The organism is Sphingobium sp. SA916 (assembly GCF_002894065.1).
GTDB classification, from domain to species: Bacteria; Pseudomonadota; Alphaproteobacteria; order Sphingomonadales; family Sphingomonadaceae; genus Sphingobium; species Sphingobium fuliginis.
Window position 1 is genome coordinate 15,774 of record NZ_LXYF01000050.1, and the last position, 15,202, is coordinate 30,975.

The following is a 15,202-nucleotide window of genomic DNA, read 5'->3' on the forward strand; positions in this document are numbered from 1 at the left end:
CCGCCCCGCCCTCATTTACCGCATTTGCATTCCGGCGCGGGCTTGGCCGGTTCGGGCCTTTGCGCCACGATCCTGACATTGGGCATCAGCGCCGCATTGGGCGGCAGCGCCAGGTCGCCGGCGGGAAAGCCGTTGGCTTCGAACATATAGGCTTCGATGTCCGCGACCTTCCGCCCGCCCAGGCTGCCCGGCGCGTTGAGCGGCATGGTCGTCTGGATGCGCGCGAACAGATCGCCGGCGGACGTGTTGTTCCAGTTGTTGAGGAAGGTCGGCCCGACCAGAGCGGGCGCGACATCGATCCCGGCGAGCGTTTCGCCATGGCAGGCCGCGCAATTCTCCGCATAGGCGGCCTTGCCGCGCTCGGCCTGATCCTTCGTATAGACCCCGGTCCAGACATGGCGCTCGGGCGCCTGCGCGCGCGTCACGACCGCGCCGCCCGCAAGCAGCAGCGCGCCCGCCAGCCAATATCCCCGCGTCACCTTGCCCATCGAGCCACTCCCGCCATTAAGCCACTCCTGCCATCAAGCCATTCCTGGAAGTCGGAACGCCACCAGTTCGGCGCTGTAATTGCCGCCGCCAATGGCGACGACGATATATTGGCGGTTGTTCAGCATATAGGTCATGGGCGATCCGCTCTGCGGCGCGGGCATGTAGACCGCGCCCTTCTCCTCGCCCGTGGCCTTGTCATAGGCGCGCAGCATCGCGCCCCTGATGCCATATTCATTGGTGTAGAAGCCCGCCTCGCCGCAGATCACCAGGCTCTTGGTGCACAGAGGCCCCAGATTGCCTGCCCGGCCGGTGCGGGGAATCTTCAGGCCCTTGAGCGCCGGGTGGTTGCGGACATTGTCCGGCGTCTCGCCATGGGCGACCTGCCATTTGAGGTCGCCCTTGCCCAGGTCGATGGCGGTGATGCGGCCATAGGGGGGCTTGAGCAGCGGCAGGCCCTGCACAGTCAGGAAACCGGGCGGCGGCCCCGAACCGGGCTTCGCCGCCGGGGGCCGCATGAAGGGCGTCGGCGCCGCCGCGCCCATCGCCACCTGCGGTCGCACTTCGGACCCGGCAATGCCGTGCACATGCGGAAATTCGGAGACGCTGGGGTCTTCGTTCGGGATGATGCCGATCACGGAGGGCTGGGTCTTCGAATAGACGAAGACGGTATGGCTTTCCGGATCGTAGCAGCCGCCCGGCCAGTTGGTCCCGCCCTGGATGCCGGGCGCGGATATGGTGCCCCAGCGGCCGGGCTTGCTGACCACGGGCGGCGTGTAGAGCGGCCCGATCTTGTACTGCTTCACCAGTTCCACCGCCTGCGCGCGCAGTTCCGGCGTGAAGTCGATGAGGTCGTCGATGCCGACGCCCTGCACGTCATAGGCGGGGGGCTTGGTCGGGAATGGCTGGGTCTTGGCATACCATTCGCCCGGCACGTCGCCCGCCTCCACCGGCCGCTCGACAATGGGCCAGATCGGCTGGCCGTTGGTGCGGTCCAGCACATAGAGGAAGCACTGCTTGGTCGGCTGCGCCAGCGCCTTCACCGTCCTGCCGTTCACCGGAATGTCGCACAGGATCGGCGCGCAGGGGATGTCCCGGTCCCACAGGCCGTGATGGACGAGCTGATAATGCCAGCGCCGCACGCCCGTCTCCAGGTCCAGCGCGACCAGCGACTCCCCGAACAGGGCGTTGCCGCGCCGGAACATGCCCATCTCGTCGCCGGTGGGCAGCTCCACCGGCACATAGACCAGCCCCAGTTCCTCGTCGGCGGACATTTCCGCCCAGACGCCGCCATTGCCGGCTTCGTCGGCGTCGCCGTTCAGCCAGCTGTCATAGCCATATTCGCCCTTTTTCGGGATGGTGTGGAATATCCACTTGCGCTTGCCGGTGCGCACGTCGAAGCCGCGCACATAGCCCTTCACATTCTTGCGCACCGCCGGCACGTCGCCCGCCGTATGCGCCGCGCCCACCACCACCGTGTCGCGGGCGACGAGCGGCGTCGCGTGCAGCCCGACATCGGCGGTTTCCGGATCGATCTCCTGATCGAAATCCTTCTTGAGGTCGACCACGCCGTTCACGCCAAAGGCCGGATCGGGGATGCCGGTCGCCGCATCCAGCGAGACGAGCTGATAGCCGATGGTTACGAACAGGATGCGCTCCTGCTTGCCGTCGGTCCAATAGGAGCAACCATGGCCCGAAAGCTGGCGCGGGGAATTGAGCGCGCGCTGCCCCTCGTCCTTGCGGAACATCCAGAGCAGTTCGCCCGTCGCCGCGTCGATGCAGACGCAGTCGCGGCGCGACCCGGCGGTCAGGAACAGCCGCCCCTTGACCAGCAGCGGCGTCGGTTCGAACTGATATTCCTTGCGCGCCCCCAATATGTCCGTCTTGAAGCTCCAGGCCACCTGAAGATCGCTGAAATTATCGGCGTTGATCTGGTCGAGCGGCGAATAGCGCGTATTGGCCTGGTCGGCGGCATAATGGCGCCATTCGGTGTCCGGCCCGCCGGGCAGATCCTGCGCCATGGCGCGCCGCATCGGGGCCGTGCCGATGCTTGCGGCGACGGCGACCGTCCCGCCCAACAGCCTGCGTCGGGTCATCTTGAACATCGCGCTTTCGGCCCCTTCCCTCTCTCTTTTTTGTGCCGTCGACCGGCTGCGGCTTACCAGCTCACCGCGATATATTTCGCCTCGCAATATTCGAGCAGGCCGTGATGTCCGCCCTCCCGCCCGAGGCCGCTCTGCTTGACGCCGCCGAAGGGCGCCGCGGCGTCCGACACCAGGCCGCGATTGACCGCCACCATGCCGGCCTCGATCCGCTCGGCCAGTTGCAGCCCCCGCTTGAGGTCGGCGGTATAGACATAGGCGGCCAGGCCATATTCGGTCGCATTGGCCAGCGCCACCGCCTCCGCCGGATCGTCGAACGGGATCACCGCCGCGACCGGGCCGAACACTTCCGTCTTCAATATCTCCGACCCCGGCTGGACGTTCGCGATCACCGAGGGCGGGTAGAAGAAGCCCGCACCCTCCGGCGTCCGGCCGCCCAGCCTGACCTCCGCGCCGCGCGCCACGGCATCCGCCACCAGATGCTCGATCTTGTCGATGGCCTGCCGGTTGATCATCGCGCCGCACTGGGTCGCGCTCTCCAGGCCGGGGCCCATCTTCATCGCGCCCATGCGCTCTGCCAGCTTCGCGACGAAGGCGTCATGGATGCCGCGCTGGACATAGAAGCGGTTGGCCGCCGTGCACGCTTCCCCCGCATTGCGCATCTTGGCGACCATCGCACCCTCGATCGCCTCTTCGATGTCGGCATCGTCCAGCACCAGGAAGGGCGCGTTGCCGCCCAGTTCCATGGAGGAGCTGATGACCTGGTCCGCCGCCTGGCGCAGCAGGATGCGGCCGACCTCGGTCGATCCGGTGAAGGACAGCTTGCGCACGCGCGGGTCGTGCAGGATGCCGCTGCACAGCGGGCCCGGATCGCTGCTGTTGACGACATTGACCACGCCCGCGGGCACACCCGCCCGGCGCATGATCTCCGCCACGGCGAGCGCCGTCAGCGGCGTTTCCTCGGCCGGTTTCAGGATGCAGGTGCATCCCGCCGCCAGCGCCGGGGCGATCTTGCGCGTCGCCATCGCCGCCGGGAAGTTCCAGGGCGTGATCAGCAGGGCGATGCCGATGGGCTGATATTGCACCATGATGCGGTTCGCGCCGGAGGGCGAGACGGCCAGCTCCCCGTTGATGCGCACCGCTTCCTCCGCATACCAGCGGAAGAATTCGGCGGCATAGGCCACCTCCCCCCGCGCGTCGGGCAGCGCCTTGCCATTTTCCAGCGATATGAGCTGCGCCAGCCATTCCTGCTCCGCCATCATCGCATGGAAGCAGGCGAGCAATATGTCGGCGCGCTTGCGCGGCGGGGTCGCGGCCCAGGCCGCCGCTGCGGCGGCGGCGGCGTCGACAGCGGCGATGCCCTCGGCCGGGCTTGCGTCCGCGACGGAGGTCAACACCGCCTCCGTCGCGGGATTGAGGATGTCGATGCGCTTGCCGCTGGCGGCGGGCACCCATGCTTCCCCGATCAGCAGGTCGGTCGGGATGGCGAAGGGACCGGCATGGCCGTCGGTCGTCGTGCAGCTATAGCTTTGCGTCGTCATGGGAAACCTTGTTCGAGAAGTCAGGCGGACTTGAGCGCCGCCCGCTCGCCGGAAAAGGCGGCGCGGGTGATGCTCTGCATAGCCGGGAGATCGAGGGGACGGGGATTGTTCTTGACCAGCCGGGCGGCGTTCAGGGCGTTTTCCGCCACGAAGTCCTGCTGGTCGGCCTTCAGCCCCAGCGCCGCGAGCGAGGGTGGAATGTTGACGCGGCCAAGCAGGTCCGCGACCGCATCGATGAACGCCTGCGACATGTCCTCTTCCGCCGCATCGGACAGCCCCACCGTCCGCGCCAGTTCGGCGAAGGCGGGGGCGCAGAAGGGCCGGTTGAACTGCATGACATAGGGCAGCAGCGTCGCCACTCCGTCGCCATGCGCGGTGTGCGTCAGGTTGCCGACCGGATATTGCAGCGCGTGCGCCGCCGCCGTACCCGCCGTACCGAAGGCGCAGCCCGCCGCCAGCGCCGCCAGCATCAGCCCTTCGCGCGCTTCCATGTCGCTGCCGTCGCGATAGGCCCGCTCCAGGAAGCGGAAGATGTTGTCGACCGCCAGCCGCGCGAAATGATCCGACAGCAGGTTCTTGCCCACGAACACATGATCCTGCGTCAGCATCGGGTCGGCGGGGCGCGCCAGCGTCGTATAGGCCTCCACCGCATGGGTCAGCGCATCGGCGCCGGAACAGGCGGTCAGGGCGGGCGGGCAGGTGGCGGTCAGTTCCGGATCGCAGATCGCGACCAGCGGGATCAGATGCGGGCTGGCGATGCCGACCTTCACCCCGCGCTCGTCGTCGGACACCACCGCGACCGGCGTCACTTCCGATCCGGTGCCCGCCGTCGTCGGCATGGCGATCAGCGGCATGACCGGGCCGGGCACGGCGAATTCGCCATAATAGGACCGGATGTCGCCGCCATGGGTCAGCAGCACGGCGACGACCTTGGCCATGTCCATCGAACTGCCGCCGCCAATGCCGACCACCAGATCGGGGGCGAAGCCGCGCATCTCCTCGACACAGGCATTGATCGATCCGATCGGCAGGTCGGGGATCGTCCGGTCGAAGACCCGGACCTCCAGCCCATGGGCCTGGAGGTCCGCGACCATGGCGTGGAATTCAGGCTGGGCGGCCTGCCGTTCGTCGGTGCAGAGCAGGGCGCGCTTGCCCAGCTTGCCGGCGGCGGAGCCGAGCGCGTGGCGCTGCCCGCGTCCGAACAGGACGGAGCGGGGCAGGCGGAGCGCGCCGAAGGCGGGAGGGAGGTCGCTCACTTCTTGCCACCATCCGCGCCATATTGTTTCAGATAGGCGATGATGTCGGCGCGATCCTGCGCGGCGGCCATGCCGGGGAAGATCATCTTGGTGCCCGGAACCAGCTTCGATGGACCTTGCAGCAGCTTGTCGATGCTGGCCTCGTCCCATCTGATGCCCGACGCCTTCATCGCGGGCGAATAGCCATAGCCGCCTTGACTGCCCGCCACGCGGCCGACGACGCCGTTCAGCGAAGGCCCCATGGAGCGCGCCGGGTTCGGCCCGACCTTGTGGCACGCGGCGCAGCGCGCGAAAAGCTGCTGCCCATGCGCGGCATTTCCCTTCGGCGCGGGGGCGGCGACCGCCGTGCCGGCGATGACCGCGCCGATGCCCACAGCGAATATCCAAGTCTTCACCTAAACAACCTCCTGTCGTGCGCGCCATGCGCGCGATGTCCGAACCGAAGCGCCGGGGCGCTGCGGATGATTTCCGGCGATGGCATCACGCCTGGGCCCCCTGCCCGTCACGCAGCTTGCGCGAGGCGTCGATGCGCAGGAACAGCGCCGCCGCGATCAGGCAGAGGACGGAGAGGACCGCGAAGGCGGCGAACCAGCCGCTCATGCTGACGATATAGCCGGTGACCGCCGCCGCGACCGCCGCGCCGCTGTTGCCGAGCGTGTTCATGACCGCCGATACCGAGCCCGCATATTCGCCGCCAATGTCGAGCGTCACCGCCCAGGATACGCCGACCGTCAACTCCAGCCCGAACAGCGCGATGCAGAAGCAGAGGATGCTCGCCACATGCCCGTCCATCGCGGCCGCCAGCGGGATCATCGCTGCGGCCGTCAGGAAGCCGACCACCGCGACCGAGCGGCGCGCCATCTTCAACCCCGCGCCGCGCTTCACCAACAGGTCGGACGCCCATCCGCCCATCAGGTCGCCCACCACGCCCGCCATCAGCGGCAGGCTGGCGAACAGGCCCATCATGGCGATGTCGAACCCGCGCGCATCGTGCAGATATTTGGGGAACCAGGTCAGGAAGATGTTGATGCAATAAGCGTAGCAGAAATACATGGCCGACAGCACCCAGAGCTGCGAATTGGCCAGCAGGTGCCGCCATGGCACGCTCACCCGCGCCCGGCCCGCGCCCAGCGCGCCCTCGATCATCGCCAGTTCGGCGCTGTTGACCGAAGGATGCTCGCGCGGCGTGTCGCGATAGTAGAAGAACCACAGGGCCGCCCAGCCGATGCCGACCAGCGCGAAGGCCATGAAGGGCATGCGCCAGCCGAACTGGACGATGAGCAGCGCGACGAACACCGGCGTCACCGCCCCGCCCAGCCGCGCCCCCGCATGGGTGAGGCCCTGCGCCCAGCCCCGTTCCGACGGCAGCATCCAGCGCGAGAGCGACCGGGTGGCGATGGGAAAGGCCCCCGCCTCCCCCATGCCGAAGAGGAAGCGGCACACCATCATCGACCCCGCCGACCAGGTCAGCGCCGTCGCGGCGGTGAAGGTCGACCACCAGAGCACCACGCCGGTCAGCGCCCGGCGCGGCCCGAACCGGTCGCCCAGCCAGCCCCCCGGAATCTGGAACAGCGCATAGGCGATGGAGAAGGAAGCGAAGATCCAGCCCATCGTCACAGGCGAGAAGCCATATTCCTTCTCGATCACCGGGGCCGCCGTGGCGATCACGACGCGATCCATATAGGTGATGAGATAGGCGAGCACCGTCAGCCACAGCACGACATGGCGCGCCCGCGTCGGGCGCGCCGCACCGGCTCCGGCGGCCGCGTCGCGCGGTTCTGCGACGCTTGCCTCGCCGGTCACGGGCGGGGCCCGCAGGCATCGGCCGCGCGGCCGGTGCAGGTCTGCCAGATGGTCGGCACCTTGTTGCCGGCGATATAGACGGCGTCGATGGCGCGGGTGTTGCGGATGTCCGCCGTGGGATCGCGGTCCAGCACCAGCAGGTCGGCCCATTTGCCCGGCGCGACGGTGCCGATGTCCCTGGCGCCCATGAACTCCGCATTGGCGCTGGTCGCGGCCGTGATCGCCTGCATCGGCGTCACCCCGGCCTTCACCATCAGTTCCAGTTCCCAATGCGCGAAATAGCCGGGAAAGCGCGCCGTCGGGCCGCTGTCCGTGCCCATGCCGTAGCGGATGCCCGCCTTCGCCTCCCGCGCGAAATTGTCCATCGCATATTGCAGGGTCGGCGCATATTTGGGGAAATTGGGCGCCGCGCCCAGCTTCGCCGCCCGCTCCGGACTGGCCAGTTCCTTCAGCACGGCGGGCGTCACCCCCCGCGCGAAGAAGGGATCGTCCAGGAAGGGCAGCGTCCTGTAGGTGAAGGACGCCTCGCGGCTCAGCGTCGCGGCCATCTGCCACACGCCCTTCGCCTTCATCTGGCCAAGCAGCGCGTCGTCCACGGCGCGGTCGCGCACGGAATGGGCGAAGGCATCCACCCCTTCCCGCGTCAGTTCGGCGGCGTTGGAATAATAGAAGATGTGGGCGACGGTCTTCTTCCCGTCCTTGTGCGCCTGGTCGATCACGGCGCTGCTGATCCGGGGCGGCATGCGTTCCTCCAGCATGCCGAATTCGTCGTCGACCCACAGCTTGATGAGGTCTGCGCCCTTCGACGCCTCCTTGTCCACCATCGCCCGCGCCTCTTCCGGCGTGGCGACCGACTGGTCGAGGCCGGGGACGCCGCCATAGCTGCCCTTGAAGACCACGCCCTGCCCGACGGTATACACCCGCGACATCGCCGTGGGCTCCTTGCGCCTCTGCTGGATCGGGAAGATCAGGTCCTTTTCCGTCCCCAGCGTCTGGACGGTGGTGACGCCATAGGCGGCGTAGATGCGAAGCTGCTTCTCGATATTCTCAGCCGTCTGATATTGCAGGTTCTGGGTGATGCCGTCGACCAGCCCCAGATGGACATGGCTGTCGATCAGGCCGGGCATCAGATATTTGCCCTTCAGCCTTTCGACCTTCGCCCCGGCCGGCGCCTTCAGCTTCGCGGACGGCCCGACCCAGTCGATCCGCCCATCCGTCATGACCAGCGCCTGGTTCGCCGCCGGCGCCTTGCCGGTGCCGTCGATCAGCGTGAAGTCGCGCAGCACCCTGGTTTCGGCCAGCGCCGCCGCCGGAAGTCCGGCAAGCATCGCGACCGTCAGGCTGACAAGTGAAAAACCGGCTTTCATGGCTGACCGCATTACCCATCCTCTCCAGGATCTATTTCATATCCTATATGATCCTGTGCGACCGTGGTAGGTGGTTGCCGCGGGCCCGTCAAGGGGCTTTCCCACGTCGTTGAACGTTCGGCCGATACGTGATGCCTCCCCCCTTTCCGGGGGTTGCGCGATCAGCGTCGAGACGTGCCGTTCGCCCGGTCCATCCGCTGCTGCGAACAGGTGAGATGGTCGCGCACCGACTGCTCGGCCGCGACGGGATCATGCGCCAGCAAGGCGGCGATGATCGCCTGATGCTCCCGCGCCGCCACTTCGGGCGCATTGGGCTGGGCGCTGTTCTGGTAGAGCGATCGGAAGATCTGGAGATGCGCGTGCAGCCGCTCGATCGTCTCCTCGATCAGGCGGTTCCCGCTGCCCTTCGCAATCAGCCGGTGGAGCTGCGCATCCGCCTCCGCGAAACGGGCATAGGCCTGTTCGTCGCGCTCGACCACGGCGTCCATGTCGGCCTGGATCGACTGCAGGACGGAAAGCGTCTCATCGTCGATCTGCTCGGCTGCCCGGGCGGCGGCATAGGGTTCGATCAGCAGGCGCAGCGTATAAAGGTCGTGCACCTCCTCCGGCGTCATCTGCGGGCTGGCGCGGTAGCCGACATTGGTGGTCTTGTAGACCAGCTTCTCCGCCTCCAGCTGGCTCAGCGCCTCGCGAATCGGCGTCTGCGAGATGCCGAGCTGGCGCGCGACGGTATCGATGGGAATGCGTTCCCCCGGCGCGATCTTCACCGTCATCAGCATGGAGAGAAGATGCTCATAGGCACGCTCCACCAGCGTCGGTCCGGAGGCGGCGCGTGCCGAGGAACCAAGGGCGCCCGCGGGCTGTGACATGTTGTGAAGGTCGGACATGGAGGCCGCTTATAAGGTCAGATGCGGAACATATAGGATATTTTCGTCGCAATGGCGATGGCCATCTTGCAGGAGACAGGGCCGGCGCGACGATCCGTCACCGTCCTGCTACAATGAAGGTGCAATATCGATTATGCTCCATTGGGCCAGCCGGCCGCTTCGGCTTTTCTATAATTTGGAACGAATAGGTAGATTTTATACGCCTGTTTCGCAGAAGCGAGGGAAAGTAGACCGACATCAGCCCGAACGACGGGCCCCTGCACTTTCAAGGAAGGAGACCCGCCATGTCGATCACCGCCATTCCCACCCCCGCCGATGCGCTGCTGTCCCCCGACGACCACGCCCTGATTCTGATCGACTTCCAGTCGCAGATGGCCTTCGCCACCAAGTCGATCGCGCCCGAAATATTGCGCAACAATGCCGCCCTGGTCTCCAATGCCGCGGCCGGATTCCACGTCCCCACCATCCTCACCACCGTTGCGGAGAAGAGCTTTTCCGGCCCGATGTTCAGCGAGATCGCCGACGCCTTTGGCGACCAGCCGATGATCGACCGCACCAGCATGAACAGTTGGGAAGACGCCGCCGTGATCGGGGAGGTGAACCGCATCGGCAAGGACCGCCTGGTCATCGCCGGACTGTGGACCAGCGTCTGCATCGTCGGCCCGGTGCTCTCCGCGCTCGAACAGGGTTTCGAGGTCTATGTCATCACCGACGCCAGCGGCGACATTTCCGAGGAAGCCCATGACCGCGCCGTGGAACGCATGATCCAGGCGGGCGCGCGCCCGATCACGGCGCTGCAATATCTGCTCGAACTGCAACGCGACTGGGCGCGCGCCGAAACCTATGCGCTTACCACCGGCATCGCCCGCCAGTGGGGCGGCGCCTATGGACTGGGCATCACTTATGCCAGCACCATGTTCGGCGCCTCCGAAGGCGGCCACTGATCCCCCTTCCCCTACAGCCGGGCCGCCCTTTGGCCCGGCTGCCCCTTCTCCCGCACCCCCCAAGCCAGAGCGATGAAAGGATTTCCCGATGAGCAATTTCGTCACCACCCCGGACGGCGTCGACATCTTCTACAAGGATTGGGGCAGCAAGGACGCCCAGCCGATCATGTTCCATCATGGCTGGCCGCTTTCCGCCGACGACTGGGACACGCAGATGCTGTTCTTCCTTGCCCGGGGCTATCGCGTCATCGCCCATGACCGGCGTGGCCATGGCCGCTCGCAACAGGTCGATTCCGGCCATGACATGGCCCATTATGCCGCCGACGCGGCCGCCGTGGCCCGGCATCTCGATCTGCGCGACGCCATCCACATCGGCCATTCGACCGGCGGCGGCGAAGTGGCCGCCTATGTCGCCCGTCACGGCCTGCCCGAAGGGCGCGTCGCCAGGGCGGTGCTGGTCAGCGCCGTGCCGCCGATCATGGTGAAGACGGACCGCTATCCCGGCGGCCTGCCGATCGATGTGTTCGACGGGCTGCGCGCCGGCCTTGCCGCCAACCGCGCGCAATTCTTCCATGAGGTTGCGGCCGGCCCCTTCTACGGCTTCAACCGCGAAGGGGCGGAGGTGAAGCCCGCCGTCGTCGACAATTGGTGGCGGCAGGGGATGATGGGCAGCGCGCTCGCCCATTATGAAGGGATCAAGGCCTTTTCCGAAACCGACCAGACCGACGATCTGAAGGCGATCACCGTTCCCACGCTCGTCCTGCACGGCGACGACGATCAGGTCGTGCCCTACAGGAATGCAGGCCTGCTCCAGGCCGAAATCCTGCCGAACGCCACGCTGAAAATCTATGAGGGCTATTCGCACGGCATGCTGACGGTGAACGCCGATGTCCTCAACGCCGACATTCTGGCATTCATCAAGGCCTGACGCAACGAAGGAACGGACCCATGAAAGCCTATATATTCTCGCTGGGCGCCGGGCTGCTGGTCGGCATCGTCTACAGCCTGCTCGGGGTCCGTTCTCCAGCCCCGCCGGTCATCGCGCTGGTCGGGCTGGCAGGCATCCTGGCCGGCGAACGGGTCGTGCCGGTCGCCGGCAGCCTGTTGCGCGGCAAGCCTTTCACCCCCGCGCAACAAAGCGCCGCCGCCCTGCCGCCAAAGCCGGAGCAGGAGCAGTGATCACCCGCCGCCGGGCGCTTGCCGGCGCCAGCGCCACCACCCTGTCCACCGCCACGGAAAGCTTCGCCATGACAGCCAGGGACGTCATCATCATCAATGCCAGGGTCACGACGCTGGACCGGGAAAATCCGGTCGCGCAGGCCGTGGCGATCCGCGACGGCACATTCCTGTCCGTCGGCGGCGAGGGCGAAGTCCGCGCCGCCGCCTCCCCCGACGCGCAGGTCATCGACGCCGGGGGCCGCCGCCTCATCCCCGGCCTGATCGACAGCCACATCCATGTCATCCGGGGCGGCCTCAACTATAATATGGAATTGCGCTGGGAAGGCGTTCCGACATTGGCCGACGCCATGGCGATGCTGAAGCGCCAGGCGGAAATCACGCCGCCGCCGCAATGGGTGCGCGTCGTCGGCGGCTTCACCGAGCATCAGTTCGCGGAAAAGCGCCTGCCGACCCTTGAAGAGATCAACGCCGCGGCGCCCGACACGCCGGTCTTCATCCTCCATCTCTATGACCGCGCGTTGCTGAACGCGGCGGCGCTGCGGGCGGTGGGCTATGCGAAGGACACGCCCAACCCGCCGGGCGGCGAGATCGTCCGCGACGCGCAGGGCAATCCGACCGGCCTTTTGCTGGCGCAGCCCAATGCGACCATCCTCTACGCGACGCTGGCGAAGGGCCCGAAGCTGCCGCCCGAATATCAGCTCAATTCGACCCGGCATTTCATGCGGGAACTGAATTCGCTGGGCGTCACCAGCGTGATAGACGCGGGCGGCGGCTCGCAAAACTATCCCGACGATTATGAGATCGTGGAGAAGCTGCACAGGGACGGCGATCTCACACTGCGCATCGCCTATAACCTCTTCACTCAGAAACCGAAGGAGGAGCTCAGGGACTTCGCCAACTGGTCGACGAAGATCAGGCCCGGCGACGGCGACGACAGCTACCGCCACAACGGCGCGGGCGAGATGCTGGTCTATTCGGCCGCGGATTTCGAGGATTTCCGCGTCGCCCGCCCGGACATGCCGCCGGAAATGGAAGGCGATCTGGAACCTGTCATCCGCCTGCTGGCCGAACGCCGCTGGCCCTGGCGCCTGCACGCCACCTACGACCAGACCATCGGCCGCGCGCTCGACGTGTTCGAGAAGGTGAACAGGGATATTCCGCTGCAGGGCCTCAACTGGTTCTTCGACCATGCCGAAACGATCAGCGAACGCAATATAGACCGGATCGCGGAGCTGGGCGGCGGCATCGCCGTGCAGCACCGCATGGCGTTCCAGGGCGAATATTTCGTGGACCGCTACGGCGCGAAAGCCGCAGAGTCCACGCCGCCGATCAAACGCATGATGGCGGCGGGCCTGCCGGTCGGCGCGGGCACCGACGCGACCCGCGTTGCCAGCTACAATCCCTGGGTGTCGCTGTCCTGGCTGGTGACGTCGAAGACGGTCGGCGGGCTGGCGCTTTATCCGGTGCGCAACCGGCTGGACCGCGAAACGGCGTTACGGCTGTGGACGGAGAAGAACACATGGTTTTCCAATGAAGTCGGCAAGAAGGGGCAGATAAAGGCTGGGCAACTGGCCGACCTGGCGCTGCTGTCCGACGATTATTTCACCGTGCCGGAGGATGAGATCGCCCATCTGCGGTCGGTGCTGACCGTGCTGGGCGGCAGGATCGTCTATGGCGAGGGCGATTATGGCCCGCTCGCCCCGGCCGCGCCCAAAGCGATGCCCGACTGGTCGCCGGTCGCGACCTTCGGCGGCCATTATCGGAAGGATGCGACGGCCAGGAAGATGGCGTCGGCCTGCGGTTGCCATTCCGCCTGCGCCGTCCACGGTCATGACCATGCAGCGGCGCTGGGCGCATCGGCTCCCGCCGCCGAGGTCCAGAGCTTCTGGGGCGCGCTCGGCTGCGGCTGCTGGGCAGTGTGATTTCGCCTGCCGACCGGATAAACGCGCCCAGCCCCCTTTAACAGCCAAGCGATTCGAGGACATCATGACCGCTCCCAACGGCCCCGCCGCGCCGCTGCCCTGGCTGCTCCTCCTGCTCTCCGTCACCACAGGCCTGGTCGACGCGATCAGCGTGCTGGGCCTGGGCAAGGTGTTCACCGCCAATATGACCGGCAATATCGTCTTCCTGGGCTTCGCCGCCGTGGGTACGCCGGGGTTCCACGCGCTCTCCTATCTGGCCGCCATCGCCGCCTTCCTGATCGGGGCGCTGGTGGCGGGGCGCGTGGGCAGGCATCATGTCGGGCTGCCGTTGCGCCGCTGGCTGATGGTGGCCGCGCTGGTAGAGGCTGTGCTGCTCTGGATCGCGGCGGGCGTCGCCACCGGCTTCGACATCGCCAGCCAGTCGCCCGGCAGCGCGCTCTATGCGATCATCGCGCTGACCGGTCTTGCCATGGGCTTCCGCAACGCGACCGTCCGCCAGCTCAAGGTGCCGGACCTCACCACCACCGTTCTCACCCTCACGCTCACCGGGCTGGCGGCGGATTCGGCGCTGGCGGGCGGCAGCAGCCCCAATCGCGGCCGCCGCATCGGCGGCGTCGCCGCTATCCTGCTGGGCGCGGCCATCGGGGCCTTGCTGGTCAATCGCGCCGGCCTCGTCGCGCCGCTGGTCCTCTCGGGCGCGCTGGTCCTCTTCGGCACCGCCGCCTGCGCGCTGCACCCGGACGCCAAGGCGCCCGCCTGATCAGATGTCGCCCATGCCCTCCACATCCCGGTCCAGCGCGCCCAGCGCCACGAACTGATCGAGCAGCCAGGAGGCGGCCGGCCCCGGCGGCGTGTCGCGCCGCCAGATGGCGGAGAAACGGTACATGCCCCCGTCATGGTCGGGCATGGCGAGCCGCACCAACGTCCCCGCGACCAGATCCGGCTCGATCATCGGCAGCGGCATATTGCCCCATCCGATGCCTTCCCGCAGCAGCGCATGCTTGGCGCTGAGGTCGGCAAGGCGCCAGGTCTTGGGACTGCGCACCGAATAATCCCGCCCCTCCGTGAATCGCGAACGGTCCGTCAGCACCAGCTGTATATGGTCGCGCCCCGCGCCCGGCGCGATGGCCTCCATCCGTCCCAGCGGATGATCGGGCGCGGCGACCGGCACCATCGCCACTGCTCCCGCCGTCCGGCTCTCGATCCCCTCGACCCCTGCGGACAACGGCCCGGATATGCCGACCACCGCCGCGCGGTCCAGCACCATGGCGGTGATCGCGCCCAGCGCCTCGGCATGCAGGCGAAGCTGGACCGTCGGGAATTCGCGGGCGAAGGCGCGCAGCACGCGGCCCAGGCGCTCCGACGGCAGCATCACGTCGACCGCCAGGTCGACCTCCGCCTCCAGCCCGTCGAGCAGCCCCTTCACCTTAGCGCGCAGGCCGTCGACGCCGTCGGCGATGCTGCGCGCCTCCGCCAGCAGGGCGCGGCCGGCGACGGTGAGTTGCGGCTTGCGCGTCCCCTCCCGGTCGAACAGCGTCAGGCCAAGCTGCGCCTCCAGATTGGCGATGCCATAGCTGATGACGGACACGGCGCGGTTCAGCCTGCGCCCCGCCGCCGCGAAACTGCCGCTGTCCACGATCGTCAGGAAGATGCGCAGCTGGTCGAAGGTCGGCATGCCCGGATTGTTCACTGTTCCATTTCCTCGAACGGTTCGA

General features: G+C 67.2%; 14 protein-coding genes. 5 read left to right on the forward strand and 9 right to left on the reverse strand.

Going from position 1 to position 15,202, the window contains the following annotated elements:
- Positions 1–11 precede the first annotated feature (11 nt).
- The 8 genes from A8G00_RS15695 to A8G00_RS15730 all read right to left on the reverse strand — a co-directional run bounded on the left by A8G00_RS15695 (position 12) and on the right by A8G00_RS15730 (position 9,424).
- Positions 12–488 (reverse strand): c-type cytochrome, encoded by a 477-nt coding sequence (locus A8G00_RS15695; protein WP_025548698.1) that lies wholly within the window; start codon positions 486–488, stop codon positions 12–14.
- Between the two features lie 33 nt (positions 489–521).
- A complete protein-coding gene (locus A8G00_RS15700) occupies positions 522–2,591 on the reverse strand; it encodes a PQQ-binding-like beta-propeller repeat protein (RefSeq protein WP_044660931.1) in 2,070 nt (689 codons plus the stop codon).
- Between the two features lie 53 nt (positions 2,592–2,644).
- Positions 2,645–4,129, reverse strand: coding sequence for an NAD-dependent succinate-semialdehyde dehydrogenase (locus tag A8G00_RS15705; RefSeq protein ID WP_099186669.1), 1,485 nt, complete (start codon positions 4,127–4,129; stop codon positions 2,645–2,647).
- Positions 4,130–4,149: 20 nt separating this feature from the next.
- Positions 4,150–5,385 (reverse strand): iron-containing alcohol dehydrogenase, encoded by a 1,236-nt coding sequence (locus A8G00_RS15710; RefSeq protein WP_025548700.1) that lies wholly within the window; start codon positions 5,383–5,385, stop codon positions 4,150–4,152.
- Positions 5,382–5,780, reverse strand: a complete 399-nt coding sequence (locus tag A8G00_RS15715; RefSeq protein WP_048576760.1) for a c-type cytochrome — start codon at positions 5,778–5,780, stop codon at positions 5,382–5,384. Before A8G00_RS15715 ends, A8G00_RS15710 begins: the two co-directional genes overlap by 4 nt.
- An 85-nt stretch (positions 5,781–5,865) precedes the next feature.
- On the reverse strand, positions 5,866–7,188 hold the full coding sequence (locus A8G00_RS15720) for an MFS transporter (protein ID WP_061939135.1): 1,323 nt from the start codon (positions 7,186–7,188) through the stop codon (positions 5,866–5,868).
- Positions 7,185–8,555 carry an amidohydrolase family protein gene (locus A8G00_RS15725; RefSeq protein WP_103001102.1) on the reverse strand — a complete coding sequence of 457 codons (1,371 nt, stop codon included), beginning with the start codon at positions 8,553–8,555 and terminating at the stop codon, positions 7,185–7,187. Before A8G00_RS15725 ends, A8G00_RS15720 begins: the two co-directional genes overlap by 4 nt.
- A gap of 161 nt (positions 8,556–8,716) precedes the next feature.
- Positions 8,717–9,424 (reverse strand): GntR family transcriptional regulator, encoded by a 708-nt coding sequence (locus A8G00_RS15730; protein WP_253258016.1) that lies wholly within the window; start codon positions 9,422–9,424, stop codon positions 8,717–8,719.
- A 302-nt stretch (positions 9,425–9,726) separates the two neighbouring features.
- Here A8G00_RS15730 and A8G00_RS15735 point away from each other — a divergent pair, with 302 nt between their 5' ends.
- From A8G00_RS15735 to A8G00_RS15755, 5 genes are all read left to right on the forward strand, one after another.
- Positions 9,727–10,386: a hydrolase gene (locus A8G00_RS15735; protein ID WP_044660935.1), complete on the forward strand. Its 660-nt coding sequence runs from the start codon at positions 9,727–9,729 to the stop codon at positions 10,384–10,386.
- Positions 10,387–10,474: 88 nt separating this feature from the next.
- A complete protein-coding gene (locus tag A8G00_RS15740; RefSeq protein ID WP_061939141.1) occupies positions 10,475–11,314 on the forward strand; it encodes an alpha/beta fold hydrolase in 840 nt (279 codons plus the stop codon).
- A 20-nt stretch (positions 11,315–11,334) separates the two neighbouring features.
- Positions 11,335–11,565: a DUF1427 family protein gene (locus tag A8G00_RS15745; RefSeq protein ID WP_025548708.1), complete on the forward strand. Its 231-nt coding sequence runs from the start codon at positions 11,335–11,337 to the stop codon at positions 11,563–11,565.
- Positions 11,562–13,487, forward strand: coding sequence for an amidohydrolase (locus A8G00_RS15750; RefSeq protein ID WP_103001104.1), 1,926 nt, complete (start codon positions 11,562–11,564; stop codon positions 13,485–13,487). Before A8G00_RS15745 ends, A8G00_RS15750 begins: the two co-directional genes overlap by 4 nt.
- A 64-nt stretch (positions 13,488–13,551) precedes the next feature.
- A complete protein-coding gene (locus A8G00_RS15755; protein WP_099186665.1) occupies positions 13,552–14,247 on the forward strand; it encodes a YoaK family protein in 696 nt (231 codons plus the stop codon).
- Here the strand turns inward: A8G00_RS15755 and A8G00_RS15760 are convergent, their stop codons facing one another.
- Positions 14,248–15,177 (reverse strand): LysR family transcriptional regulator, encoded by a 930-nt coding sequence (locus A8G00_RS15760; RefSeq protein WP_025548711.1) that lies wholly within the window; start codon positions 15,175–15,177, stop codon positions 14,248–14,250.
- Positions 15,178–15,202: the final 25 nt, after the last annotated feature.

What these genes read in the sequence shown, in the direction of transcription:
- A8G00_RS15695 (WP_025548698.1), bottom strand. Translation starts at nt 488, where the DNA reads ATGGGCAAGGTGACGCGGGGATATTGGCTGGCGGGCGCGCTGCTGCTT.
- A8G00_RS15740 (WP_061939141.1), top strand. Translation starts at nt 10,475, where the DNA reads ATGAGCAATTTCGTCACCACCCCGGACGGCGTCGACATCTTCTACAAG.
- A8G00_RS15745 (WP_025548708.1), top strand. Translation starts at nt 11,335, where the DNA reads ATGAAAGCCTATATATTCTCGCTGGGCGCCGGGCTGCTGGTCGGCATC.
- A8G00_RS15730 (WP_253258016.1), bottom strand. Translation starts at nt 9,424, where the DNA reads ATGTCACAGCCCGCGGGCGCCCTTGGTTCCTCGGCACGCGCCGCCTCC.
- A8G00_RS15735 (WP_044660935.1), top strand. Translation starts at nt 9,727, where the DNA reads ATGTCGATCACCGCCATTCCCACCCCCGCCGATGCGCTGCTGTCCCCC.
- A8G00_RS15700 (WP_044660931.1), bottom strand. Translation starts at nt 2,591, where the DNA reads ATGTTCAAGATGACCCGACGCAGGCTGTTGGGCGGGACGGTCGCCGTC.
- A8G00_RS15755 (WP_099186665.1), top strand. Translation starts at nt 13,552, where the DNA reads ATGACCGCTCCCAACGGCCCCGCCGCGCCGCTGCCCTGGCTGCTCCTC.
- A8G00_RS15725 (WP_103001102.1), bottom strand. Translation starts at nt 8,555, where the DNA reads ATGAAAGCCGGTTTTTCACTTGTCAGCCTGACGGTCGCGATGCTTGCC.
- A8G00_RS15705 (WP_099186669.1), bottom strand. Translation starts at nt 4,129, where the DNA reads ATGACGACGCAAAGCTATAGCTGCACGACGACCGACGGCCATGCCGGT.